The sequence below is a fragment of the Pelagibius marinus genome, assembly GCF_014925385.1.
GTDB classification, from domain to species: Bacteria; Pseudomonadota; Alphaproteobacteria; order Kiloniellales; family Kiloniellaceae; genus Pelagibius; species Pelagibius marinus.
On record NZ_JACSDK010000003.1, the window covers coordinates 354625 to 378998 of the forward strand.

Annotated in this window: 25 protein-coding genes and 1 pseudogene; 14 read left to right on the forward strand and 12 right to left on the reverse strand. The window is 65.8% G+C overall.

The genetic code is table 11. The features are described from left to right. Positions 1-7 precede the first annotated feature (7 nt). Complete coding sequence (locus H7X47_RS06935; protein ID WP_193367909.1) at positions 8-430, forward strand: DUF6647 family protein; 423 nt, start codon at positions 8-10, stop codon at positions 428-430. Between the two features lie 15 nt (positions 431-445). Here H7X47_RS06935 and H7X47_RS26070 read toward each other — a convergent pair whose 3' ends face one another. From H7X47_RS26070 to H7X47_RS06945, 3 genes and pseudogenes are all read right to left on the reverse strand, one after another. Beyond that, positions 446-697 (reverse strand): SUMF1/EgtB/PvdO family nonheme iron enzyme, encoded by a 252-nt coding sequence (locus H7X47_RS26070; RefSeq protein ID WP_319633550.1) that lies wholly within the window; start codon positions 695-697, stop codon positions 446-448. Between the two features lie 95 nt (positions 698-792). Next, positions 793-1011: pseudogene (locus H7X47_RS26495) on the reverse strand (SUMF1/EgtB/PvdO family nonheme iron enzyme); the annotation flags it as partial. Continuing rightward, positions 999-1145 carry a hypothetical protein gene (locus tag H7X47_RS06945; protein ID WP_193367910.1) on the reverse strand — a complete coding sequence of 49 codons (147 nt, stop codon included), beginning with the start codon at positions 1143-1145 and terminating at the stop codon, positions 999-1001. The pseudogene H7X47_RS26495 and the gene H7X47_RS06945, both read right to left, overlap by 13 nt. Positions 1146-1602: 457 nt before the next feature. Between H7X47_RS06945 and H7X47_RS06950 the strand changes: the two genes are divergently transcribed. From H7X47_RS06950 to H7X47_RS06960, 3 genes are all read left to right on the forward strand, one after another. Continuing rightward, the gene (locus tag H7X47_RS06950; protein WP_319633551.1) at positions 1603-2613 is read left to right on the forward strand and encodes a TRAP transporter substrate-binding protein; all 1011 of its coding nucleotides are present in this window, start codon (positions 1603-1605) and stop codon (positions 2611-2613) included. A 133-nt stretch (positions 2614-2746) separates the two neighbouring features. After that, the gene (locus H7X47_RS06955) at positions 2747-3400 is read left to right on the forward strand and encodes a TRAP transporter small permease (RefSeq protein WP_193367912.1); all 654 of its coding nucleotides are present in this window, start codon (positions 2747-2749) and stop codon (positions 3398-3400) included. A gap of 3 nt (positions 3401-3403) precedes the next feature. After that, on the forward strand, positions 3404-4777 hold the full coding sequence (locus H7X47_RS06960; protein ID WP_193367913.1) for a TRAP transporter large permease: 1374 nt from the start codon (positions 3404-3406) through the stop codon (positions 4775-4777). On the opposite strand, the gene H7X47_RS06965 is transcribed toward H7X47_RS06960, so the two are convergent. Further along, positions 4770-5003, reverse strand: a complete 234-nt coding sequence (locus tag H7X47_RS06965; RefSeq protein WP_193367914.1) for a hypothetical protein — start codon at positions 5001-5003, stop codon at positions 4770-4772. The two genes, H7X47_RS06960 and H7X47_RS06965, sit on opposite strands and share 8 nt — an antisense overlap. A 96-nt stretch (positions 5004-5099) precedes the next feature. Between H7X47_RS06965 and H7X47_RS06970 the strand changes: the two genes are divergently transcribed. Continuing rightward, positions 5100-6035, forward strand: coding sequence for an AEC family transporter (locus H7X47_RS06970; RefSeq protein WP_193367915.1), 936 nt, complete (start codon positions 5100-5102; stop codon positions 6033-6035). 46 nt (positions 6036-6081) lie between these two features. Further along, complete coding sequence (locus H7X47_RS06975) at positions 6082-6864, forward strand: 3-hydroxybutyrate dehydrogenase (RefSeq protein ID WP_193367916.1); 783 nt, start codon at positions 6082-6084, stop codon at positions 6862-6864. 13 nt (positions 6865-6877) lie between these two features. Here the strand turns inward: H7X47_RS06975 and H7X47_RS06980 are convergent, their stop codons facing one another. After that, positions 6878-7846, reverse strand: coding sequence for a hydrogen peroxide-inducible genes activator (locus H7X47_RS06980; protein ID WP_193367917.1), 969 nt, complete (start codon positions 7844-7846; stop codon positions 6878-6880). 164 nt (positions 7847-8010) lie between these two features. Here H7X47_RS06980 and katG point away from each other — a divergent pair, with 164 nt between their 5' ends. Beyond that, a complete protein-coding gene (katG, locus tag H7X47_RS06985; RefSeq protein WP_193367918.1) occupies positions 8011-10170 on the forward strand; it encodes a catalase/peroxidase HPI in 2160 nt (719 codons plus the stop codon). Positions 10171-10305: 135 nt separating this feature from the next. Here katG and H7X47_RS06990 read toward each other — a convergent pair whose 3' ends face one another. The 3 genes from H7X47_RS06990 to H7X47_RS07000 form a co-directional block, all read right to left on the reverse strand. Beyond that, a complete protein-coding gene (locus H7X47_RS06990) occupies positions 10306-11169 on the reverse strand; it encodes a cation efflux transmembrane domain-containing protein (RefSeq protein ID WP_319633552.1) in 864 nt (287 codons plus the stop codon). Positions 11170-11285: 116 nt separating this feature from the next. Next, complete coding sequence (locus tag H7X47_RS06995; RefSeq protein ID WP_193367919.1) at positions 11286-12659, reverse strand: TRAP transporter large permease; 1374 nt, start codon at positions 12657-12659, stop codon at positions 11286-11288. A 7-nt stretch (positions 12660-12666) separates the two neighbouring features. After that, positions 12667-13212, reverse strand: a complete 546-nt coding sequence (locus H7X47_RS07000; RefSeq protein ID WP_193367920.1) for a TRAP transporter small permease subunit — start codon at positions 13210-13212, stop codon at positions 12667-12669. Between the two features lie 122 nt (positions 13213-13334). On the opposite strand from H7X47_RS07000, the gene H7X47_RS07005 reads away from it, so the two are divergent. The 3 genes from H7X47_RS07005 (at position 13335) to H7X47_RS07015 (ending at position 16832) form a co-directional block, all read left to right on the forward strand. Then, a complete protein-coding gene (locus H7X47_RS07005) occupies positions 13335-13721 on the forward strand; it encodes an ArsR/SmtB family transcription factor (RefSeq protein WP_193367921.1) in 387 nt (128 codons plus the stop codon). Positions 13722-13970: 249 nt separating this feature from the next. Continuing rightward, on the forward strand, positions 13971-15386 hold the full coding sequence (locus H7X47_RS07010) for a cytochrome P450 (protein WP_193367922.1): 1416 nt from the start codon (positions 13971-13973) through the stop codon (positions 15384-15386). A gap of 240 nt (positions 15387-15626) precedes the next feature. Next, positions 15627-16832: a flavin-containing monooxygenase gene (locus H7X47_RS07015; RefSeq protein ID WP_193367923.1), complete on the forward strand. Its 1206-nt coding sequence runs from the start codon at positions 15627-15629 to the stop codon at positions 16830-16832. A gap of 61 nt (positions 16833-16893) precedes the next feature. Here the strand turns inward: H7X47_RS07015 and H7X47_RS07020 are convergent, their stop codons facing one another. The 4 genes from H7X47_RS07020 to H7X47_RS07035 all read right to left on the reverse strand — a co-directional run bounded on the left by H7X47_RS07020 (position 16894) and on the right by H7X47_RS07035 (position 20095). Continuing rightward, positions 16894-17424, reverse strand: coding sequence for a peroxiredoxin (locus tag H7X47_RS07020; RefSeq protein WP_322096459.1), 531 nt, complete (start codon positions 17422-17424; stop codon positions 16894-16896). A gap of 253 nt (positions 17425-17677) precedes the next feature. Further along, positions 17678-18214 carry an Aq_097 family APC-type transporter gene (locus H7X47_RS26615; RefSeq protein WP_496196151.1) on the reverse strand — a complete coding sequence of 179 codons (537 nt, stop codon included), beginning with the start codon at positions 18212-18214 and terminating at the stop codon, positions 17678-17680. Beyond that, positions 18127-18636: an Aq_097 family APC-type transporter gene (locus H7X47_RS07030; protein WP_193367926.1), complete on the reverse strand. Its 510-nt coding sequence runs from the start codon at positions 18634-18636 to the stop codon at positions 18127-18129. Before H7X47_RS07030 ends, H7X47_RS26615 begins: the two co-directional genes overlap by 88 nt. Before the next feature lie 7 nt (positions 18637-18643). Then, positions 18644-20095, reverse strand: coding sequence for a TrkH family potassium uptake protein (locus H7X47_RS07035; protein WP_227010256.1), 1452 nt, complete (start codon positions 20093-20095; stop codon positions 18644-18646). A 1086-nt stretch (positions 20096-21181) separates the two neighbouring features. Between H7X47_RS07035 and H7X47_RS07040 the strand changes: the two genes are divergently transcribed. Genes H7X47_RS07040 through H7X47_RS07055 form a run of 4 tightly spaced genes read left to right on the forward strand, consistent with a single transcriptional unit; the run spans position 21182 to position 24246 of the window. After that, positions 21182-22477 carry an O-acetylhomoserine aminocarboxypropyltransferase gene (locus H7X47_RS07040; protein WP_193367927.1) on the forward strand — a complete coding sequence of 432 codons (1296 nt, stop codon included), beginning with the start codon at positions 21182-21184 and terminating at the stop codon, positions 22475-22477. 8 nt (positions 22478-22485) lie between these two features. Further along, the gene (locus H7X47_RS07045) at positions 22486-23274 is read left to right on the forward strand and encodes an alpha/beta fold hydrolase (protein WP_193367928.1); all 789 of its coding nucleotides are present in this window, start codon (positions 22486-22488) and stop codon (positions 23272-23274) included. 31 nt (positions 23275-23305) lie between these two features. Beyond that, positions 23306-23815, forward strand: coding sequence for a hypothetical protein (locus H7X47_RS07050; RefSeq protein WP_193367929.1), 510 nt, complete (start codon positions 23306-23308; stop codon positions 23813-23815). Further along, on the forward strand, positions 23812-24246 hold the full coding sequence (locus tag H7X47_RS07055; protein WP_193367930.1) for an acyl-CoA thioesterase: 435 nt from the start codon (positions 23812-23814) through the stop codon (positions 24244-24246). The genes H7X47_RS07050 and H7X47_RS07055 overlap by 4 nt, the downstream gene beginning before the upstream one ends. Positions 24247-24374: the final 128 nt, after the last annotated feature.

The following is a 24374-nucleotide window of genomic DNA, read 5'->3' on the forward strand; positions in this document are numbered from 1 at the left end:
TGTTGCCATGGCCGACCTTCAGTCCGTCATCGTGAACTGGCTGGCGGCCAGGTTCGGCCTGCCGGCAATCCATGACCATCCCCGGGTCGAGCTGTTGCCCGCCGAGCAGATTTCGGAACTTCGCTATGGCAACAGCGGCCTCATGAGCCACCGCGACGTGGTGGCGGTCTATGACGACTCCTCAAAGACGATCTACCTGAACCTGGCCTGGACCGGCCGGAGCGTCGCGGACCTCTCTGTCCTGGTTCACGAGATGGTGCACCACCTGCAGAACGTGGGGAGAGCCAGATTCGCCTGCCCGGCGGCGCGCGAAGAGCTTGCCTACCACGCCCAGGCGCAATGGCTCGCCTCTTTCGGTGCGGACCTGTTTCAGGAGTTCGAGCTGGATCCCATCACTCTGAAGCTGACCACGGCCTGCCTGCCGTACTAGGCCAGCAACGCTCCTTCAGCCCGGCGCGTCGATGTCCTTCACGATTCTGAAGCCGATATGGTTGGAGCCGAGTTCCTGCTCGCTGGGCAGGCGCCCGCCGGCCCAGGCGGCGTAGGCCGCCGCGTCCTCCGGCGAGACCTGCACCACCGGGTGGGTTTCCTTGCCCTCGATGCTGCTGCCCGGCCCCGTCGGGTGGCGCCAGTCGGCGCCGGGCACGTAGGACCACCACTGCATGATGTCGGCGCGGCCGCGGACCTTCCCGGGCACGGCGAAAACCATGGTGCCGGGCAGCAGCAGGTCCTTGGGACAGTTGGGATAGGCGACCGGGTGGGGCCGCGCTCGGCGAGGGTGACGCAGCCGGTGGCCGCGACGAAGGCGGCACTGGTGATCTCGGTATGCGAGATGAGGAAGGGGCTGACCGTCACGCGGCGCAGCGGGCCCTCCTCGCGGTAGAATTCCTGTGAGCCCATGGTGAAGGTGCCGCCCTCGAGGCGCACAAAGTCGGCGGCTGTGACCGTTGTCGAGAACGCAACGCCAAAAGCCGCACCCCAAGCGGCGAGATGACGGATCATTCCGGCCATACGATTTTCCAGTCCTTGGCCATATCGATAACGGTCCAGCCCTTGGCCGCGGCCTCGTCCAGGCCCTCATCGAGCTTGCCGATGTGGCTTTCGCGATCGTAGGCGAACTCGCGCTTGTTTTCGGTGTAGTGCACGAAGAGGGCGAAGCGCGGGCCGTCCGCTGCCGTCGCCTGCTACGCCATGGCGAGGTCGCGGTCGGAGTTGCCGCTTGAAGTGAGGCAACTTCGGAGCGAAAAATACTATTGCGACCGGCGGAAAAGTTGTTTGTTCTGCAAAGGCTTTCGGGAACTACGACATTTCAGGGAAAGAGGATATGCGCGGGGCTCCGGCGGGTGAGGGCGGGGCCATCGCCGCCTTGGCCTGTGTAGATTCCTACACATCGCCGGCCGCCGGTGGGTGGCCGGCCACACACCGACGCCGGCCACGGACGTTGATCTTCCGGCGCCCGGGTCTAGATCAAACAACAACTTAGTGCGGTTCGGCCGGCGTGCCGGAAAACTGGCACGCCCATTGCTCATGAAAAGTCAGCGTTCCGGCGCGGGGGCAAGCGGTCCCGGCGTCGCGGGCGAAAGAATAACGGGAGGAATTCCAGTGAAGACTCATCTGATTGCCACGGCGGCCGCCGTGGCGCTAGCCACGACCCTGTCCGCGACCTCGGCTTTCGCGTCCTGCGAAGACGGCGAGATCGTCATCAAGTTCAGCCACGTCACCAACACCGACAAGCATCCCAAGGGCATCGCCGCCAGCCTGCTGGCCAAGCGCGTCAACGAGGAGATGAACGGCAAGGCCTGCATGGAGGTCTTCCCCAACTCCCAGCTCTACAACGATGACCAGGTGCTGGAGGCCATGCTGGCCGGCGACGTGCAGCTCGCCGCGCCCTCGCTGTCGAAGTTCGAGAAGTTCACCAAGAAGTTCCGCCTCTTCGATCTGCCATTCCTCTTCGACGACATCAACGCGGTCGACCGCTTCCAGACCTCGGCGGACGGCGAGAAGCTGAAGGGCTCCATGAAGCGCCGCGGCCTGCAGGGCCTGGCCTTCTGGCACAACGGCATGAAGCAGATCTCGGCCAACAAGCCGCTGATCGAGCCGAGCGACGCCGCCGGGCTGAAGTTCCGCGTCCAGCCCTCCGACGTGCTGGTCGCCCAGATGGAGGCCCTGAAGGCCAATCCGCAGAAGATGGCCTTCTCCGAGGTCTACGGCGCCCTGCAGACCGGCGTTGTCGACGGTCAGGAGAACACCTGGTCCAACGTCTACGGGCAGAAGTTCTTCGAGGTCCAGGACGGCGTCACCGAGTCCAACCACGGCGTCATCGACTACCTGGTCGTGACCTCCACCGAGTGGTGGGACGGCCTGCCGGATGACGTGCGAGGCCAGCTGAAAACCATCCTCGACGAGGTGACCGAGACCCGCAACGCCGAGTCCACGGCGGTCAACGAGGAGGCCAAGAAGGCCGTCATCGCCGCCGGCGGCAAGGTGCGAAGCCTGACCGCCGAGCAGCGCGCCCTGTGGGTCGCCGCCATGAAGCCGGTCTGGGACAAGTTCGCGGACGACATCGGCGAGGACCTGATCGCCGCCGCGCAGGCTGCCAACGCGACCAACTGACGGGCTTCGCCTGTCGGCGACTTCGTGATCTACTGGCGCGGTCCGGAGTTTCCGGGCCGCGCCGGACGATCGCGCGCCGGACCCGAATAGAAGACAGCCCGGCCAACAAGGGCTTCGCTAAGGGGGGAATGACATGCACGACCAGCCGAAGACCCGGCTCGGGCGCGTGGTCAACGACTTAGAGGAGACGCTGATCGCGGTGCTCCTCGGCCTCATGACGCTGGTCACTTTCGCCAACGTCGTCGCGCGCTACGTTTTCAACAGCAATATCCTCTGGGCGCTGGAGACGACGGTCTTCCTCTTCGCCTGGCTGGTTCTCATCGGCGCCTCCTACTGCGTGAAGACCCGCGCGCATCTGGGCGTCGACGTGGTGCTGCACATGGTCGGCCCCGGTGCCCGCCGGGTGCTGGCGCTGCTCGCGGTGACGGCCTCCCTCGCGTTCTCGCTGCTGCTGCTGATCGGCGCCTGGAACTACTGGGCGCCCTTCGCGGCCCTGCCGGAGCTCGACGGTTCCTTCAGGGATCAGGCCTGGTACGAAGTCAACGACATCCCCATGCTGGACTTCCTGCGCTTCATCGAGGGGCCGATGAACGCCGGCGAAGCCTATGAAAAGCTGCCACGCTTCATTCCCTACGCGGCGCTGCCCTTCGGTATGGCGCTACTGACCTTCCGCTTTCTGCAGGTCGCCTGGCGGGTCGTGACCGGCCAGCAGGACGTCATCATCGCCAGTCACGAGGCGGAAGACCTGGTTGAAGAAGCCGCCGCCCAGGCGAAGAAGGAGGACTGAGCCATGGATGTGCTCTTCCTCTTTGCCATGGTGATCGGCCTGCTGCTGATCGGCGTGCCCATCGCCATTTCGCTGGGTCTCAGTTCGATCATCTTTCTGCTGGTCTATTCCGATTCCTCGTTGGGCTCCATCGCCCAAACCTTCTTCAATGCCTTTGCCGGGCACTTCACGCTGCTGGCCATTCCCTTCTTCATCCTGGCCTCGGTCTTCATGTCGACCGGCGGCGTGGCGCGGCGCATCATCCGTTTTTCCATCGCTTGCGTCGGCCACGTGCAGGGCGGGCTGGCCATCGCCGGCGTCTTCGCCTGCATGATGTTCGCCGCGCTCTCCGGCTCCTCGCCGGCCACGGTGGTCGCCATCGGCACCATCGTCATCGCCGGCATGCGCCAGGTCGGCTACTCCAAGGACTTCGCCGCGGGCGTGATCTGCAACGCCGGCACGCTGGGCATCCTGATTCCGCCCTCCATCGTCATGGTGGTCTACGCTTCCGCCGTGGACGTCTCGGTCGGCCGCATGTTCCTGGCCGGCATCATCCCCGGGCTCCTGGCCGGCGTCATGCTGATGATCGGCATCTATGTCGCCGCCAAGATCCGTAACCTGCCCTCGGAGGACTGGGCCGGCTGGGGCGAGATTTTCGCCGCCGCGCGGGATTCCTCCTGGGGCCTCTTCCTCATCGTCATCATCCTGGGCGGCATCTACGGCGGCATCTTCACGCCCACGGAGGCCGCCGCGGTGGCCGCCGTCTATGCCTTCGTGATCGCCAACTTCGTCTATAAGGACATGGGGCCGCTGAAGGGGGAGGGCGAGCATCGCCATTCCTTCCTGTCCCGGCCGCAAAGCCTCATCACGGTGTTCTTCCACCCGGACACCAAGCATGCCCTCTTCGAGGCCGGCAAGATCACCATCATGCTGCTCTTCATCATCGCCAACGCGCTGATCCTCAAGCACGTGCTGACCGACGAGCAGATCCCCCAGGCCATCGCCGGGGCGATGCTGGAGGCCGGCTTCGGGCCGGTCATGTTCCTGGTCATCGTCAACGTGATCCTGCTGATCGGGGGCCAGTTCATGGAGCCCTCGGGCCTGATCGTCATCGTCGCGCCGCTGGTCTTTCCCATTGCCATCGAGCTGGGGATCGATCCGATCCACCTGGGTATCATCATGGTGGTGAACATGGAGATCGGCATGATTACGCCGCCGGTGGGCCTCAACCTCTTCGTCACCTCGGGTGTGGCGGGAATGCCGGTCCTGGACGTGGTGAAGGCGGCGCTGCCCTGGCTGGGAATCCTCTTCGTCTTCCTGATCATCATCACCTACGTGCCCTGGATCTCCACCGTGGTGCCGACGGCGCTGATGGGCCCGGAGGTGATCGTCAACTAGGCGGCGGGTGTCCGGGCCTGGTCCGCTTGCGGCTGCGCCAGAACATGAACCAGCCGACCGGGCCGAGCAGCAGGACCAGCACGATCCAGCCGACGCGCGGGCCCAGCGGGCAGCCGCTGCCCGGCGGCGGCCGCCAGCTGCCGCCGCGCCGCGACAGCACCACGTGGGCCAGGGGCAGCAGGTAGCCGAAGATGACGATCAGCCAGGCCGTGAGTTTCGGGTCCATGGCTGCTATTGTGGCCCATAGCGGCGGCGGCCTCCAGCCGCTTGCTGACCCCAGACTTGTAGATTTTCCGGCGGTTCCCACGCGCTTCCGACACCCATGCTGTCCATCCTAGAAACCGTGCTGCCGATCTTCGGCCTGGTGCTCTGCGGCTACGTGGTGGGCCGCCGGCGCTGGATGAGCGAGGAGGCGATCAAGGGCCTCAACACCTTCGTCTTCTACTTCGCCATTCCGGCCCTGCTGTTCCGCGCCATGGCGCGCGGCATAGGGCCGGTGGAGTTCACCATCGTCGGCGCCTATTTCGCGGGCGTGCTGGCCACCTTCCTGCTGGCCCTGGTTGTGGCCCGCCTGGCCTTCCGCACCGGACCGGTGGAGCAGGTGCTCTTCGGCATGGGCTCGATCTTCTCCAACACCGTGCTGCTGGGCATCCCGCTGGTCTTCACCGTGCTGGGCGAGGCCGCCGGCTTGCAGCTGATGCTGATCATCACCTTCCATGCGGTGATCATCCTGCCGGTCATCACCGTGCTGATCGAACTGCGGCGCGGCGCCGGGCAGGGCTGGCGGCGGCTCTTCGGCCAGACCTTCCGGGCCATCGCCCTCAACCCCATCATCCTGGCCCTCATTCTCGGCATCGCCTATGGCCTTACCGGCGCGCCCCTGCCGGGGGCGGCCGAGCGCTTCCTGGCGCTGCTCGGCGGGGCGGCGGCGCCCTGCGCGCTCTTCGCCCTGGGCGCCTCGCTGACTTCCTTCGAGCTGCGCGGCGATATCAAGGAGACCCTGGCCATCGTCGCCATGAAGCTGCTGGTCCACCCGGCGGTCATGGCGGTCCTGGCCTTCTGGGTCTTCGAGCTGCCGCCCCTGGCCGCCACTGTGGCCGTCATCACCGCGGCGATCCCGGCCGGGGCCAATGTCTTCATCATGGCCCGCCAGTACGACATCTACCTGGGCCGCGCCGCCTCGGCGGTGCTGATCTCCACTGCCCTCTCGGTGGTGACCCTGACCTTCCTGCTTGCCACGCTGCGCCCCGGGGGGTAGCAACGGCGCCAAGCAAGGACCTCATTTCAGCGGAGGACGAAGGAGCATGTTGAAGGGAAAGACCGCGCTGGTGACCGGCTCGACCAGCGGCATCGGCCAGGGCATCGCCGAGGCCCTGGCGGCCGGGGGCGCCAACGTCGTGCTGAACGGCTTCGGCGAGGGCGCGGCCATCGAGGCGCTGCGCGCGGAGATCGCGGAAAAGAACGGCGTCACCGTCACCTACGACGGCGCCGACATGACCAAGCCGGCGGAGATCGCCCGCATGGTGAAGGACGCCGAGGCGCAGTTCGGCGCCGTCGATATCCTGGTGAACAACGCCGGCATCCAGTACGTCTCGCCGATCGAGGAGTTCCCCGACGAGCGCTGGGACGCGGTCATCGCCATCAACCTCTCCTCGGCCTTCCATACCACCAAGGCGGCGCTGCCGGCCATGCGGAGCAAGGGCTGGGGCCGCATCATCAACATCGCCTCGGCGCACGGCCTCTCTGCCTCGGCCAACAAGTCGGCCTACGTGGCCGCCAAGCACGGTATCGTCGGCCTGACCAAGGTGACGGCGCTGGAGACCGGCGGCAGCGGCATCACCTGCAACGCCATCTGCCCGGGCTGGGTGCTGACGCCCCTGGTGAAGAAGCAGATCGAGGATCGCGCCGCGGCTTCGGGCAAGAGCTACGAGGAGGAGAAGCTGGCCCTGGTAGCGGAGAAGACGCCGTCCAAGGACTTCTCGACGCCCGAGCAGATCGGCGGCCTGGCGGTCTTCCTCTGCTCGCCCTCGGCCGACCAGATCACCGGCGCGCCGCTTTCCATCGACGGCGGCTGGATGGCGCAATAGGAAGGTGTCAAGTTCACGCCTCTTGAACGGCGGGTTTCCGAGACTTGGCCGGGGATTTGCGCGCCTGTGCCTTCGGGGTCTGCTGCTCACGTAAGGCCTCGGCGGACTGGCGAACCGCCTCGGCGACCTGCTGGAGCTGTGCGGCCAGGGGGCTCGTCTTGCGCCAGATCATGCCGATGGTCCGCGACGGCCGAGGGTTCTTGAAGCGGGCGATGGAGACGGCGGCCGAGCGTGTCTCCACCGCCACGGCCATTTCGGGGATCAAGGTGACACCGATGCCGGCGCCGACCATCTGCACCAAGGTGGAGAGGGAACTGCCGTCCAGCAGTTCGCGCGGCCGCGCCGAATGGAAATCGCAGAACGACAGGGCCTGATCGCGGAAGCAGTGGCCCTCTTCCAGGAGCAGCAGCCTCATGCTGCGCAGCGCTTCGTGATTGGGCACGGGCTTTCCTTCGTCGGCGGCCGGCCGCACCAGCACGAACTCCTCGGTAAAGAGCGCAACCTCGGTCAAGGAAGGCTCGGACACCGGCAGGGCGACGATGGCCGTGTCGATCCGGCCTTCCGCCAGCTCTTGAATCAGCTTGGAGGTCAGGGTCTCGCGTACATGGATGTCGAGGCCGTCATACAGGCGGGTGAGGTCGGCGATGATCGCCGGCAGCAGGTAGGGGGCGATCGTCGGGATCACGCCGATCCGCAGCCGTCCCACCAGCCTCTCGTGCGAGGCGCGCGCCAGGTCCCCCAGTTCATCGACCGACCGCAGGATGTCGCGGACGCGCAGGGCAAGTTCCTCACCGAAGGCGGTCAGCCGGATCTTGCGCGCGCTCCTTTCGAAGAGCTCAGTCCCCAAGGATTCTTCTAATTCCTTGATTTGCATGGATAAAGCGGGCTGGGAGATCGCGCAGTCTTCGGCCGCATGCCCGAAGTGGCCATGCCGCGCCACGGCCTCGAAGTAGCGGAGCTGTTTGAGCGTCAGATTTATCATAAGCTGATCTTATCATAACAATCAGAAAATCAAAATTTCTCTGATGCTTCGTGTTGGTTAGAATTATTCCAATGTAAGGAGCGTCCAGGCGCCGCTGGGCGCAGACGTGGTTCCTTGACCTCGGCAGCATTCAACAATCCCAACGCGACCGGAGGGAACGAACGATGGACACATTACCTGAAGGCAAATGCCCGGTGATGCACGGGGGGAACACCTCCCTCAGCAGAGACGTCATGGAGTGGTGGCCCAACGCCCTCAACCTCGACATCCTGCATCAGCACGACAGCAAGACCGATCCTCTGGGCAAGGACTTCAACTACCGTGAAGAGCTGAAGAAGCTCGATGTCGAGGCCCTGAAGAAAGACCTCCACGCGTTGATGACCGACAGCCAGTCGTGGTGGCCGGCCGACTGGGGCAACTACGAAGGCCTGATGATCCGCATGGCCTGGCACGCCGCCGGCTCCTACCGTCTCGCCGACGGCCGCGGCGGCGGCGGCACCGGCAACCAGCGCTTCGCGCCGCTGAACTCCTGGCCGGACAACGTCAGCCTCGACAAGGCGCGTCGCCTGCTGTGGCCGATCAAGAAGAAGTACGGCAACAAGGTGAGCTGGGCCGACCTCATGATCCTGGCCGGCAACATCGCCTATGAGCACGCCGGCCTGAAGACCTTCGGCTTCGGCTTCGGCCGCGAAGACATCTGGCATCCCGAGAAGGACGTCTACTGGGGCTCCGAGAAGGAATGGCTGGGGCGCGGCCGCTACGACAGCGACGACAACCCGCAGTCGCTGGAGAATCCGCTGGCTGCCGTGCAGATGGGCCTGATCTACGTGAACCCGGAAGGCGTCGGGGGCAAGCCCGACCCGGTGAAGACGGCGGCGGAAGTGCGCGAGACCTTCGCGCGCATGGCCATGAACGACGAGGAGACCGCCGCCCTGACCGCCGGCGGCCACACCATCGGCAAGTGCCACGGCAATGGCGACGCCGAGCTGCTGGGTCCCGACCCCGAGGCCGCCGACGTCGAGAACCAGGGCTTCGGCTGGGGCAACCCGACCGGCAAGGGCCTTGGCCGCGACGCCATCACCAGCGGCATCGAGGGCGCCTGGACCAAGAACCCCACCAAGTGGGACATGGGCTGGTTCGAGATGCTGTTCGGCCACGAGTGGGAGCTGAAGAAGAGTCCGGCCGGCGCCTGGCAGTGGCAGCCGGTCGACATCAAGGAAGAGGACATGCCTGTCGACGTCGAGGATCCCACGATCCGCTGCATGCCGATCATGACCGATGCCGACATGGCGATGAAGGTCGACCCGGTCTACAACGAGATTTGCCAGAAGTTCATGGCCGACCCGGATTACTTCGCCGACACCTTCGCGCGGGCCTGGTTCAAGCTGACCCACCGCGACATGGGCCCCAGGGTGCGCTACGTCGGCCCCGAGGTGCCGGAAGAAGACCTGATCTGGCAGGACCCGATCCCCGCCGGCAAGACCGACTACGACGTGGGTGCGGTCAAGGCGAAGATCGCGGAGAGCGGCCTGTCGATCGGCGAGATGGTGTCCACCGCCTGGGACTCTGCCCGCACCTTCCGCGGCTCCGACAACCGCGGCGGCGCCAACGGGGCGCGCATCCGCCTTGCCCCGCAGAAGGACTGGGAGGGCAACGAGCCTGAGCGCCTGGCCAAGGTGCTGGCGGTGCTCGAGCCCATCGCGGCCGAGAGCGGCGCCAGCGTGGCGGACGTCATCGTGCTGGCCGGCAACCTCGGCATCGAGCAGGCGATCAAGGCCGCTGGCTTCGACGTCGATGTGCCCTTCGCGCCGGGCCGCGGCGATGCCAGCGACGAGATGACCGACGCCGAGTCCTTCGATGCGCTGGAGCCGCTCGCCGACGGCTACCGCAACTGGCAGAAGCAGGCCTATGCGGTCAGTCCGGAAGAAATGATGCTCGACCGCACGCAACTCATGGGCCTCACCGCGCCGGAGATGACCGCGCTGGTCGGTGGGATGCGGATGCTCGGCACCAACCACGGCGGCAGCAAGCACGGCGTCTTCACCGATCGCGAAGGGGCCTTGACCAACGACTTCTTCGTCAACCTGACGGACATGGCCTACAGGTGGGTGCCGGCGGGCAAGAACCTCTACGAGATCCGCGACCGCAAGACCGACGCGGTCAAGTGGACGGCGACCCGCATGGATCTGGTCTTCGGGTCCAACGCCATCCTGCGGGCCTATGCCGAAGTCTATGCCCAGGACGACTGCCAGGAGAAGTTCGTGCAGGACTTCGTGGCGGCCTGGACCAAGGTCATGAACGCCGACCGCTTCGACCTCGCCTGATCCCCGGCCGAGGTAGGTACAACAGGGGCGCTTCATGGTGTCATGGAGCGCCCCTTTGCTTTTTCGGGCAGCAGCGTGCCCGTGACGGCGCGAGGAAGAACGCCCCGCCGCAAGGCGGTCCGTTTCACGCGTCTCCTAGGACGATGCGAGATCGCTGCGGGCGTCCTTCACGATGCGCCAAGCCGAATGCAGGAACAGGCCGGCGATGACGAGCGCCACGGCCAGGTCCGGCCAGGGGGTGGCGGTCCAGTAGACAAGCCCCGCCGCCGCCACGACGGCGATGTTGCCGATGGCGTCGTTGCGGCTGAACAGCCACACGGCCCTTACGTTGGCGTCGCCGGTTCTGTGCGGTATCAGGACCAGGGCCGCGGTCACGTTCACCACGAGCGCAACCGCCCCGAAGGTGCCCATCAGTTCGGCGGCCGGGATGTTCAGGACAAGCACGCGGTACAGCGTGTTGACGAAGACGCCGCACCCGAGGGCACCCAGGAATATCCCTTGCAACAGCGCCGAGCGCGCCCGCCAGGCCAGGCTCCAGCCGATGGCGAGCAGGCCGAGGAAGGTGATCAGGCCATCGCCCAGGAAGTCCAGCGCATCGGCCTTGAGCGCCTGTGATCCGGAAATGAACCCGCCGGCCATTTCGACCACGCCGTAGCCTATGTTCAGCAGAACGACGGTCCAGAGCGCCTTTCGGTAGCCGGCCGCAAGGTGTGCAGGCAGTTTGCCGTCTTCCTCGTCTGGTCCGCCCGCCCGGCCGCGGGAGTCGTCGAGCCGGCTGAGCTGATAGCCGAGAGCCGTCACCGCGCGTTCGGCCGCCGCTGTGCTCTCGGCGCCGCTCGTCGCAAGCGACATCACCTGCGAGGCGAGCGAGACTCTCACCTGCCGGACGCCCGCCACCGCGCGTACCGCGTCTTCGATCTTCCCGGCGCAGGAAGCGCAGTCCATTCCGGCGACGCTGTAGCGCAGGTCTTCGCCGCTGTTCGAAGGGCGCGTGGTCACGACGCTGCCCCGGTCCCGCGGCCGCCCCTGTTCTCGCGCCTGAGGGGCACCCGACGCCTGTCGGGTGTCTTGGGGTGGGCCAGGGTCGGTTCTGCAGCAGGCAACGTCGGGTCCTCTTATGGTGATCCGAAAGCATAGAGGGGAAGCCAGGTGGCGAGCAGCGGGAACAGCAATACCAAGGCTATGCCGACGACCTGAAGGACGACGAAGGGGGCGACTCCGCGATAGACGGCTTCCAGCTTGACCTCCGGTGGCGCTGCCCCTTTCAGGAAGAACAGTGCAAAGCCGAAGGGCGGTGTCAGGAAGGATGCCTGAAGGTTCAGCGCCACCAGGACGGCAATCCACAACATGGAGAGATCCGGCGAGCCCAGGTAGTCGGTAAAGTCGAGCGCGCCGAGGGCCGGCGCCACGATGGGAAGGACAATGACGGTGATCTCGATCCAGTCGATGAAGAACCCCATGACGAAGAGCAGGCCGAGCACCGACAAAAGGGTCCCCCAGCGCCCGAGGCCCAATCCGTAGAGGGCATCGGTCATGGCGTCGCCGCCGCCGAGGAAGATGAAGACGAAGGAAAACACCGTGGCCGCCATGATGATCAGGAACACCATGGCCGTCATCATGGCCGTCGCCATCGCCACCTCGTAGAACAGGCGGAAGGACAGGCTGCGGTTCAGTGCCATCAGCAGGATGGCGCCGGCCGCGCCCACCGCGCTCGACTGGGTCGGCGTCGCGATACCGGCAACGATCGAGCCCAACACCAGGAACACCAGAAGCAGCGGCAGCGCGAGGCTGCGCAGCGCATAAACCGTGAACTGTACCGCCGAAATCGTCTCCGGCTTTGCCGAGCGCGGGGCCACGGCGGGATCGGCGAGCGTCCGCCCCAGCAGGTAGACGACGTAGAGGACGGTCAGAAGCAACCCGGGAACGACGGTGGCGAGAAACATGGGCCCGAGCCGCACATCGAGACGTTCGGCCAGGAAAAACAGCATGAGCCCGGGCGGGAAGATCAAGCCCAGGGTGCCTGCCGCCGCCACCGATCCGGATGCGAAGGGGATGCGGTAGCCCTGGGCCAGCATGCTCGGCAGCGCGATGAGGGCAAGGGTCGCAACGGACGCGCCGATCAGCCCGGCCGAAGGCGCCAGTACGATGCCGATGATGACAACCGCAATGGCGAGGCTTCCGGGCACCCGGCGCAGCAGAAGGTCGAGACAGGTCAGCAGTTCCCGCGCGACGCCGCTGCGCTCCAGCGCGATCCCCATGAACAGCAGCATCGGTACCGCCGGGTAAATCAGGTTCTCGCCGAGGTTCGAGTACATCCGCAGCGGCAGGTTGAAAAGGGCGACGAGGGGGATCAGGTCGAACAGATAGCCGACCGCGAAGAAGAGGAAGCCGACGGCGGAAAGCGTCAGGGCCACCGGATAGCCCGCGAAGAGGCAGACCGCCAAGGTTGCCGCCATCAGGAAGGGCAGGGCATCGATCAAGCTGTCCATGGCGGCGCTACCTGTCGCCGCCCGGCGCCGGCCGGGGTTCCTCTCCAAGAAGAAAGAGAACGTTCCGCCCAAAGGCGCAGCTTCCGGCCAGCAGCAGTATCAGTGCGCCGAACGGCAGGGTGCTCTTGATGATCCATCGCATCGGCAGGCCCATTGCCGCGCGCGATCTCTCGCCGGTCGTAAAGGCCATCGCCGCAAGCTCCGACCCGTAGGCCACAACGACGAGGCAAAAGGGCACCAGCGCAACAAAATAGCCGACGATCTCGACAATGGCCTTGGTCCGGTCGCTGGCCCGGTCCCGGAATACGTCGATACGCACGTGGATGTCGCGAAGGTAGGCATAGCCGATGGACACCATCACAAGAGTGAGGAACAGATGCCACTCCAGTTCCTGAAGACGGGTGGAGCCGGTGTTGTAGAACTGCCGCCCGATGATGTCGTAGACGCTGACCCCGATGAGCAGCGGAAGAATGACCATTACCGGGAGGGTGCAGCACCAGGCGACAGCCGCCTCCACCCTTCCGATGAGATAGCGCAGTCGTGAAACGGCCATTCTCGCCCCCCCTTTTTATGCGATCCGCTTTACCCCGCCTGCTCGAGCCCGGCCCGAAAACAGTTCATCATATCATCATTCAATGATACGATGACAACGCATTGGAAAGGCGATTCCATCAGATGGGCAACAACGAGACCTACGAACTGCAGGCCAAGCTGTTCCGGGGCTTTTCCGACGACTCGCGGCTCGCGATTCTCGAGGCGCTTCGCGAGGGACCGCTGGCGGTCGGGCGTATCGTCGAGGTCACCGGTCTGTCGCAGTCGAATACCTCGAACCACCTGCGCTGCCTGAGCGCGTGCGGCCTGGTCGAGGCTGAGCAACGGGGGCGTTTCGTCTACTACCGCCTCAGCGATGCCCGCATCGAGACCATGCTCCGTCTGGCGGACGAAGTGCTCGCGGACCTCGGCCGCCGAATCTTTGAATGCGCGAACTATCGAAGCTCATCGGAGGTCGATGCGGCCTGCGTGACCGAGCAGGCTCAGAAAAAGCGCCGTTCACGGCTGTAGCGGCGCGGTCTCTCTCTCTCTCTCTCTCTCTCTCTCTCTCTCTCTCTCTCTCTCTCTCTGGGCGCCGGCACGGCAGGCGATCCGCAGTTCATCTCTAACGGCCGGTACGCCGCTCTCCATCGACGGCGGCAGGCGCAACCCTGGAGCTATCGGTGGTACAGTTGCTCGCTTTTCCTGCAAACGGGTAACTTAGTCCTGCGCTTCCGGCGAAAGGGCCGCCGGCGAAGCTGCGAGGGGGGAGGCCTCCTGATGGTTACGTCTGACGCCAAGCGCGATCCGGCGATCCTCAGCGGTGTCCATGTGATCCCGCCATTCATCGGATTTTTCCGCGATCCGATCCGCGCCGCGCTGCGCCTTTCCTCGGCGCACGGGGATTTCGTCAAGCTTCAGATTCCCTGCGCCGTGGGACGAATGCCGTCCTCGGTGATCTTCACAGCCGCGGCTCCGCACTTCCGTGAGATTCTCGGTGACCCGGGCAAATGGCGGACCGTCAACATCGCAGCGGCGGGCCGCAGGGGTCATGCTTCGTCCCGCCTGTCCAAGGGACTGGTCCGCATGCGCGGCGCCAGGCACGAGCACTACAGGCGGCTCGTCACACCGCCTCTGCGCCGGGCCAGCGTCCTTAACATGAGCGAGAGTCTCGGCAAGACGGCCGAGCGCATCTGCGAGCGCTGGCCGCAGGATGAAACAGTCGACCTGCTGTCGCTGTCCCGCGACATGATGCGGGAACTCGCCGCGCTGCACCTGTTCGGCGACGGCGACGAAGAAGCGCTACAGATCGCGCGCATGATCAGCGATTACGTGGCGGCCAGCTGGTCACTGTCGATCAACCTTCTCCGCTTGGACCTGGCGGGTACGCCCTACCGGAAGTTCCTCCGGCTCACCGAAGCCTTGGAGGCGCGGATACTGGACTGGGCGGCGGGGAAGAAGGGAGAGATCGACCCGCAGGACCTGCTGTCCATTGTCGTCAACAGCAAAGACGAGAACGGTGATGCGCCGAGTAAGCGTGTTGTCTGCGGCCATGTTCCCACGCTGTTCGGTGCCGCCTATGAGACTTGCCAGAACGCCCTGATCTGGTCGCTTATACTCGTCGCCACGCACCCCAGGGTCGAAGCGTCGCTTCGCGACGAAATCAGCACGGCTGTCGGCGCCGGGTCTTTGACGCTCGAAAAGGTGGACGGCCTGCCGTTCCTCGGCGCCGTCATCAAGGAAACCTTCCGAATTCTGCCGCCCGTACCGAATCAGTATCGCGTAGCCGTACAGGATACCAGCTTGTCGGCATTCCCGGTCGACGCGGGCACCCGCGCCGTGCTGTGCGCCTTCGTCGTGAACAGGAATCCCTCGATCTACGTCAACCCGGCCCGCTTCGTTCCGGATCGCTGGGCCGAGATCGACCCCTCCCCCTTCCAATATGCTGTGTTTAGTGCCGGGCCGAGGGCCTGTCCCGGGTTCGGCTTTGGCAATGCCGTGCTGAAGGTGGCGCTGGCGGCGATCATCCGCCGCTACCGTCTGAGGATCGATGAGCACAGCCGCATCGGCTACAAGGTGACGGTCTCGTTGTCGCCGCATCCGAGCGTGCCGGGCAGGTTGTCGGCGCCGGGCAGGGTGGGCGAAAGCCCACCGATCCAGGGCAGGATCAGGGAACTCGTACAGTTTCCCCACTGAGGCGGTCCGGCGGCTTGTTCACCGAAGTGCCGGAAAGTGCCCGCTCCTTTCCACCCCCAAACTTGAGCAGCCTGCGCCGCGAATGAAATACGGCCCGCCGGGCGGCGGGCCGCTTCTTGTGACTGTGGCCTCCTGAAAGTGGCATGTTTGCCTCTTTTTCGGCTTATTGGCCTCTTAACGCGCCCGGCGCCAGCGCCTAACTTGCGGGCCGCCGCGCCAGAGACTCAAGGAGTTCGAGACATGAGCAATCGTACGCAGCCGCGCGGCGAGGTGATCGTCATCGGCGCCGGCGCCGCCGGCCTCGCCGCGGCCCAGGCGCTGCAGCAGCGCGGCATCGCGGTGCGGGTCCTCGAGGCCTCCGACAGGGTTGCCGAGGCCTGGCGTCACCGCCATCCCCATCTGCGGCTCAACACCCATCGCTGGCTTTCCAGCCTTCCGGGCATGAAGCTGCCGCGGTCGGCCGGCGCCTTTCCGGACCGTGACTCGCTGATCCGCTACCTGGAGAACTATGCGGCGCGCTTCGACCTGCCGATTGATTTCGGCGTCCGCGTCGAGGGGATCGAGCGCGACGGCGACGGCTGGCTGCTGCAGACCAGCCGGGGCAGCGAAGCGGCACGGCAGGTTGTCGTGGCGACGGGAGAGAACAGGGTGCCGCGCCTGCCGGACTGGCCCGGCGCTTCCGACTTTCGCGGCGAGATCCTGCACAGCGCCGATTTCGGGCCCCGCGAGCGCTACCGCGGCAAGCGGGTCCTCGTGGTCGGGGCCGGCAATTCCGGCACCGACGCGCTGAACCACCTGAGCCGTGTCGAGACCGGACAGCTGTGGGTGTCGCTGCGCCACGGGCCGGTGATCTTTCCCACCCGGATGCTCGGATTCCCGATCCAGCTGACGGGACCCTTGATGGAGAGGCTGCCGCTGGCGACCGTCGACCGTTTGCTTGTCATCACGGAGCGCCTGGCCTTTGGCCGCCTGTCCCGCTGGGGCCTGCGCCGGCATCCGGTGGGGGCTGCGACCCGCATGGCGACGACCGGTACGGCGCCGGCCATCGACAACGGATTTATCGCGGCGCTGAAGGCCGGGAAGGTCGAGGTCGTGCCGGAAATCGAGGCCTTCGAGCCGGAGGGGGTCCGCCTCATCGACGGCCGCCGCCTCACACCGGACATGGTCGTCGCCGCGACCGGCTACGGCACCGGCCTGGAGAAACTGCTCGGTCCTCTCGGCGTGCTCGACGGGCGTGGGGTGCCGCTGGTCAACGGTGCGGAAACGGTGCCCGGCTGCCCGGGGCTGCGCTTTACCGGCATGCGCCCCTACCTGGGCGGCTATCTGCGCGATGCGGGCCGCGCGGGCAAGGCCATTGCCGCTGCGATCGAGGCCGAGCTTGCGCGCCGGCCGCGGGCCGAAGCCCGGGACCTGTCGCAGCCGCGCCAGGCCGGTGAAGCCGCATGAAACAGAATACGGCCCGCCGGGTGGCGGGCCGTTTCTCGCTGTCTCGAAGGGAAGCCTGCCTTTAGGCGGCTTCGACCTTCTCGCCGAGAACCTCGTTGGTGAGCTTCTCGTAGACGTTCTGCGGCGAGGACTCGCCGTAGGGATCGGTCTCGCAGTTGTCGGAGAAGCCGGGCTCTTCGAACCAGGCCTTCACCACGCCGTCGTCGATCACGGCGGCGTAGCGCCAGGAGCGCATGCCGAAGCCCAGATTGTCCTTGCAGACCAGCATGCCCATCTTGCGGGTGAACTCGCCGGAGCCGTCCGGGATGAGCTTGATGTTCTTCAGGCCCTGCTGCTTGCCCCAGGCGTTCATCACGAAGGCGTCATTGACCGAGAGGCAGTAGATCTCGTCGATGCCCTTGGCCCGGAAGTCTTCGGCCATCTTGTCGAAGTCGGGCAGCTGGTAGGTGGAGCAGGTCGGCGTGAAGGCGCCGGGCAGGGAGAAGAGCACGACCTTCTTGCCCTTGAAGTAGTCGTCGGTGGTCTTGTTTTCCCAACGGAAGGGGTTCGGGCCCTCGATGGACTCGTCACGGACGCGGGTTCGGAAGGTCACGGGGGGAAGCTTTCGGCCGATCATCAATAATCTCCTCGCAGCAGCAAACAGGGTGTCTGAAAAACCCAGGGTCTTGGCCCAACGGATCTTTTTCTGTTAATTGGAATTATTCCAATATAATATGCTGCACTGCAAAATCAAGAGGGAAGAGGGCGGTTTTCTGTGGAAAAGCGGAATCGCGGAAACCGGCGGATTTCCGGACTTTTTAGGCCTTCCGGGCCCAGGGAGGCAAGGCGCCGCGCCGGGGCGGGCGTCAGACCTCGACCGGGGTGGCGAAGAGGATGACGGCGAGGGCGATCGCCGTGGCGGCCAGAAAGAGGGTGGCCTGCAGGTAGCGGCGCTGGCGCCAGGCCGAGAGGAAGGCCTGGCCCGACTGCAGGGCGTAGTAGGCCACGAAGGCCTTGGAGGCGTAGGCGATGATCTCGTAGATGTTGGCCGACCAGGTGATGGCGATGGCGATCAGGGCGGTGATGAGGTTGCCGATCCTGACCTTCAGGCGCCGGCCGAAGATTTCCGTTAGCAGGCCCCCGGCGCCGTTCATGTCGGCGACCGCGGCGGAGAGCTGGGAGGCCAGGGCCGCGATGATGATCGCCGGCGCCGCGGCCAGCCGAAGCTGCCGCCGGCCAGCGCCGCCGCGGTGGCGACGGCGAGGGCGGCGAAGAGCCCGCCGATCAGGCTGAGCTTCAGGCCGACGGCGCCGATCTAGACGCGCTCCAGCCCGCTCAGCCCGCCCAGCGCGCCGACGCTGCCGACCGCAACGATGGTAGCCGTCGCCGCCACACGGATCCAGAAGGGGTCGACGATGCCCTCGATCCTGAGGCCGAAGGCGGCAAAGAGGTTCAGGTAGTAGGCGACGGAGACGAAGTAGGCGAGGGAGAGCGCCAGCTCCGAGGCACGCTCCAGCCCGCGCACCGTCGCGGAGACCCCGCTGTGGTGCCCGCTGGCCAGCAGCGGCTCCACGTGACGGATGTTGTGGCGCAGGGCGGCGCCAAAGAGATAGGAGACGGCGCAGAGTCCCAGCATGGCGACCCAGGCGTGGCGGCCGGCCGCGTGGGCCAGGATCGGCCCGGCGACCAGGAAGCCGGAGCCGATGATGGAGGCCAGCGGCGTGACGGTCGCCTGCCAGAAGGGCCACTTCATCAGGCGGGGGTTGAGCAGCACGGCGGCGAGTAGAATCGCCACGACGGTCAGAACGAGACCGTTGCCCGCCATGGCCGGTTCAGGGACGCCAGAATTCGGGGTCGAAGAGGATCAGCACGCTGAAGATCTCCAGGCGCCCGAGCAGCATGGCGACCGAGAGGATCCACTTGGCGGCGTCCGGCAGGACCGCGAAGTTCCCGGCCGGCCCGACGATGGGGCCGAGGCCCGGGCCGACGTTGGTGATCGCCGTGGCGCTTGCCGAGAGCGCGGTGACGAGGTCCAGGCCCATGCCGGCCAGGGCGACGGTGAAGAGCGCGACCGTGGCCAGGAAGACGGCGACGAAGGCCAGCACCGAGGCCGGCACGTCGGCGGGTATGGTGCGGCTGCCGTAGCGCAGCAGCACCACGCGGTGCGGGCTGACCAGGCGCAGCAGCTGGCTGCGCACGATGATCCACAACACCTGGTAGCGGTAGATCTTGATGGCGCCCGAGGTGGAGCCGGTGCAGCCGCCGACGAAGGTGAACATCAGGAAGGCGGCGACCGCAACTGCGCCCCAGCGGCCGTAGTCGTCGCTGGCGAAGCCCGTGGTGGTCACGACCGAGGTGATGTTGAAGGCGGTCAGGCGCAGGGCGTCGAGCAAGTCGATCTCCCGCGTCGTCCAAAGCCAGAGCGCCATGGCGAGGACGGCGATCAGCAGGAAGCGTAGCAGGCCGCGGATCTGCGGGTCGCGCCAGAAGGCGCGGCGCTCGCCCTTCAGGAAGCGGATGTAGGCGACGAAGGGAAAGGCGCCGGCCAGCATGAAGACCGTCGCGGTCCACTGCGTGCCCGGCTTCTGGAAGTAGGCGAAGGAGGCGTCGTGGGTGGAATAACCGCCGGTCGACAGCGTCGCCATGGCGTGGTTGATGGCGTCGAAGGCCGACATCTCCCCCGCGCCGTACAGCAGCGCGCAGGTGGCGGTCAGCACCAGATAGATGGTGACGATCCAGGCGGAGAGGTGGAAGGCGCTGGGCACCACCTTTTCCGAGCGCTCCGAGCTTTCCGTGTAGAACAGCTGCATGCCGCCGACCCTGAGGAAGGGCAGGATGACGATGGCCATGACGATGATGCCCAGCCCGCCGATCCATTGCAGCAGCGAGCGCCACAGCAGGATCCCCGGCGGCAGCGCGTCGAGGCCGGAGATGACGGTCGAGCCGGTGGTGGTGATCCCGGAGATCGCCTCGAAGAAGGCATCGGTATAGTCGAGCCCCAGGCCGAGGAAGGGCAGAGCGGAAAAGGCGGTGATTCCCAGCCAGCTGGCGACGGTCAGCAGAAAGGCCTGGCGCAGGCTCAGCTCGAAGGCGCCGCGATGCTGGGTGGCCAAAACCATGGCGCCGCCGATGAAGCCGGTGACCGCGGCGGACTCGACGAAGGCGGTCCAGTCCGGATTGGCGAAGCTGGCGTCGACCGCGGCCGGGATCAGCATGATGCCGGCCAGCGCGCTGATCATCAGGCCCAGCACCCTGGCAACCGGCGTGACGTCAATATCGGCCAAGAGCGCGCCCTTCGGCTGAGATGAAGTGGTATCGCATGCGTTCTTGTCGGTGGTCGGCCTTGGTCCTGTCGCTCCAGGGGGCGGCTCTGCCGGCGGCAGGGAAAGGCCCTCGAGATCGGGGCCGCATATTCGCGCGTTCTTCACTTCGGGCCAAGGCCGCCAGCCTCGGCGAATCGGCCGGCCCGCGGCGGCCCGATTCGGTGGCGTGGCGGCAAGATCAGCGGCAGAAGTTAAAATACGGGGGCTTTTCGGACGCTATTTGCCGCCCCCAAGTCCTGTCCGAACCCACCCGCGAGTCTTCATAGCATTGAAAAACAGTCACTTAGAAATTTTTCTCTGCCGCCGCTGTATTAATAATTCTGTTAACCATTTTTTAGGAGTTTAGGACTAATTTTAGACACAGACGGCTCGGTGAGCCCTCCCCGGGTCCTCCCGGCCGTCTTTCGGATGTTTATCCGTTCCTTGTAACGCCTCCCTGTTAAACTTGCCGCCGGGTTCGCCCGGCGGTTTTTTCTTTTGTCCCCAGAGTTATCCACAGACGACGTCTTGCGGCGCTTTGTCGCGCTGCACACTTGCGCCGGCGCTGACTTCCGGGTGGCCCGGAAGTCCGGGAATCCCCGGAGAATCCAACGTTTCTAGTGACTTCGCTTGGTATTAACGATTCTCCACTTGACCGGCGGAGGGACGCTGTTACTGTTCCGTCCAGGCAAGTTGACAGGGCAGGACTTAAACAAGGGGAGGGGCCACGATCCATACGGATCGAAGGCCCTCCTTTAATTTTGGGCCCCTTTTCTTGGGGCTCTCCCTATTCAGCCTGGACTTAGATCATTTCTAAAGTAAATCGCCGGGCGGATATTTGCCGGCTGCTTTGCCCGCGGTGAGACGCTGCAGGCCGCTTTCGATCTCTGCGCGGTTTCCCGGCTGCTGCCGGCCCGGCCCGTCCCCCAATCAGCCCCTCCCGATCGCCCGCCGAAGGTTTCGAGTGTCCCTCCGCCGGGGCCATTCGTGTAAGCTGCCGCCGCTTGAGCGATCAGGCGGCCCCCAAAAAAGACAGACCGGGGGAAGAGGCAGGCAGAGGGAGGCAACGTGGCGGATCCAAAGTTCCTGAAGTTCGACACCCTGTCGCTGCACGCGGGCCAGCAGCCCGATCCGGCGACCGGCGCCCGGGCGGTGCCGATCTACCAGACGACGTCCTACGTCTTCCGTGACACCGACCAGGCGGCCGCGCTGTTCAACCTGGAGCGCGCCGGCCACATCTATTCGCGCATCTCCAACCCCACCACGGCGGTGCTGGAGGAGCGCATCGCGGCGCTGGAACTGGGCGTCGCCGCCATCGCCACGGCCTCGGGCCATGCCTCACTGCACCTGGCGGTGGCTACGCTGATGGGCCAGGGCGGCCACATCGTCGCCTCGCGCTCGCTCTACGGCGGCTCCATCAACCTTTTCACCCACACCCTGCCGCGCTTCGGCATCACCACCACCTTCGTCGATCCGCGCGACGTCGCCGCCTTCCGTGAGGCCATCCGCCCGGAGACGCGCCTGATCTTCGCCGAGGGGCTCGGCAACCCGCGCCTGGAGGTGCTGGACATCCCGGCGGTGGCCGAGGTGGCGCACAAGGCCGGGCTGCCGCTGATGCTGGACAGCACCTTCGCCACGCCCTACCTCTGCCGCCCCATCGAGCTGGGCGCCGACCTGGTCATGCACTCGGCCACCAAGTGGCTGGGCGGCCACGGCCTGGCCCTGGGCGGCCTGCTGGTCGACGGCGGACGCTTCGACTGGGAAGGCAGCGGCAAGTTCGACACCCTGACCGAGCCCTATGCCGGCTATCACGGCATCGACTTCGCCGAGGAGTTCGGCCCCCAGGCCTTCGCCATGCGCGCGCGGGCCGAGGGCCTGCGCGACTTCGGCGCGACCATGGCGCCGCAGAACGCCTTCTACATCCTGCAGGGCATCGAGACCCTGCCGCTGCGCATGGAGCGCCACATGGCCAACACCCACAAGGTGCTGGAGGCGCTCAAGCGCGAGGACGCGGTCTCCTGGGTGCTGCACCCGGACCTGCCCGACCACCCGGATCACGCCCTGGGTCAGAAACTCATGCCCAAGGGCTGCGGCTCCATCGTCTCCTTCGGCGTGAAGGGCGGGCGCGCGGCGGGCGCCAGGTTCATCGAGGCCTGCCAGCTGTCCTCGCACCTCGCCAACGTGGGCGACGCCAAGACCCTGGTGATCCACCCGGCCAGCACCACCCACCAGCAGATGACGGCGGAGGAACTGCGGCGCGCCGGGGTGGGCGAGGACATGATCCGCCTCTCGGTCGGCCTGGAAGACCCCGACGACATCATCGCCGACCTGCGCCAGGCGCTCCGCGCTTCCCAAAAGGACTGAGACCCAAGATGGACCTTACCGTTGCGGGGCAGCACGTCCATGCCGGCACCGGCGGACGCGCCTTCGATCCCGACCTTCCCCTCGTCGTTTTTCTTCACGGTGCCGGCCTGGACCACACGGTCTGGGCGCTGCCGGCGCGCTACTTCGCCCACCACGACCTCTCGGTGCTGGCGGTCGACCTGCCGGGCCACGGCAAGTCTCAAGGCGCACCGCTGACGTCGATCGCCGCCCTGGCCGACTGGGTGGTGAAGCTGCTGGACGAAGTGGGCGCCTCAAAGGCGGCGCTGGTCGGCCACTCCCAGGGCGCGCTGGTCGCCCTCGAAACGGCGGCGCGCCATGCAGAGCGCGTGCGGGCGCTGGCGCTCATGGGCGCGGCGCCGAAGATGCCGGTGCACCCGGACCTGCTGGCGGCGGCGGAAGCCAACGACCACAAGGCCTTCGACCTCATGACTTCCTGGGGCTTCGGCCCGGCCGGCCACCTGGGCGGCGCGCGCGTGCCGGGGTCCTGGCTCATGGGCGGCGGCGAGCGCCTGCTGGAGCGGGTGAAGCCCGGAGTGCTCTCAGCCGACCTCGCCGCCTGCAACGCCTATCAGGAGGGGATGGAGGCCGCCGCCAAGGTCACCTGCCCGACGGTGGTGATCATGGGCAGCGACGACAAGATGACCCCGGCGCGCGCCGGCGCGAAGCTGGCGGGCGCGATCTCCAACGCGCAGCAGGTGCTGATCCCCGGCTGCGGCCACATGATGCTGGCGGAAAAGCCCGACGAGACCCTGGACGCGCTAAAGACGATTCTCTAGAGGGTCGTTCTTGGACTTGCAGGAAGCTCCGATGCCGTATGCCGAAATCAAGAACCGACTACTGAGGGAAAATGACCTCAGTGATGAGGTCCGGGCCTTCGAGAAAGACAGCGCCCCTGTGTGGCATATCAGGCGGCATGTTCTGCCACCAAAGTTCGATCCGAATCCGATCAATCCTGAAAGAGTCCTGACCGGCGTCCGGCTGGGGTTCGATTTGCTGAGAGCTTGGAGTGAGGATCGCCGGAGTGTTGTGGCCATCCATGTCTCCGAGCCATTTCTGATTGTCGAAACAGAATGGTTCTCGGGTTCGCCGAACGCTGCTCCGCCTGAGGTGTATATCTTCCTGGCCAAAGAAATTGAGTTGTTTAAGCCACTGGTGCACGACGAAGCCCTGCCGAGAGAGTTTGCTGCGGGTGCGCACGGTCTGGATGATCGTGTTGCAGGGACAACGACGCGGTTCTTGGCTGGTGAGGACGAACCCGACAGCGGCTCCTGGCTTTTCGCTGTAGACCAGAGTGCAGAGGACTCGAAAGAAATATGAGTGAACCGTCTCCGGAAACACGTGACCGCTTCCCGCACTTCCTCACAATCCCGACGCGCTGGATGGACAACGATATCTACGCCCACGTTAATAATGTCGTGTACTACAGCTACTTCGACACGGTCATCAACGAATACCTGATCCGCGCGGGCGGGCTCGACATTCACGGCGGCGAAGTGATCGGCGTCTGCGCCGAGAGCAGCTGCAGCTTCAAGGCCTCCTTCGCCTTTCCCGAAGACGTCGAGGCGGGCCTGCGCGTCGGCCACCTGGGCAACCGCTCGGTGCGCTACGAGATCGGCCTGTTCAAGGAAGGCTGCGAAGAGGCGGCGGCGGTCGGCAGCTTCGTGCATGTCTTCGTCGAGCGCGCGACCATGAAGGCGGTGCCGATCCCGGACAGGCTAAGAAAGGCGCTCGAGACGTTGCAGGTGTGAGCGCTGCCCCTCCCGACATCCTCAATCGTCATGCTCGGACTTGATCCGAGCATCCATTCGTCCACTTCTCCGGACCGTGCGGTTGAGGAATGGACCCTCGGGTCAAGCCCGAGGGTGACAAGCCAGAA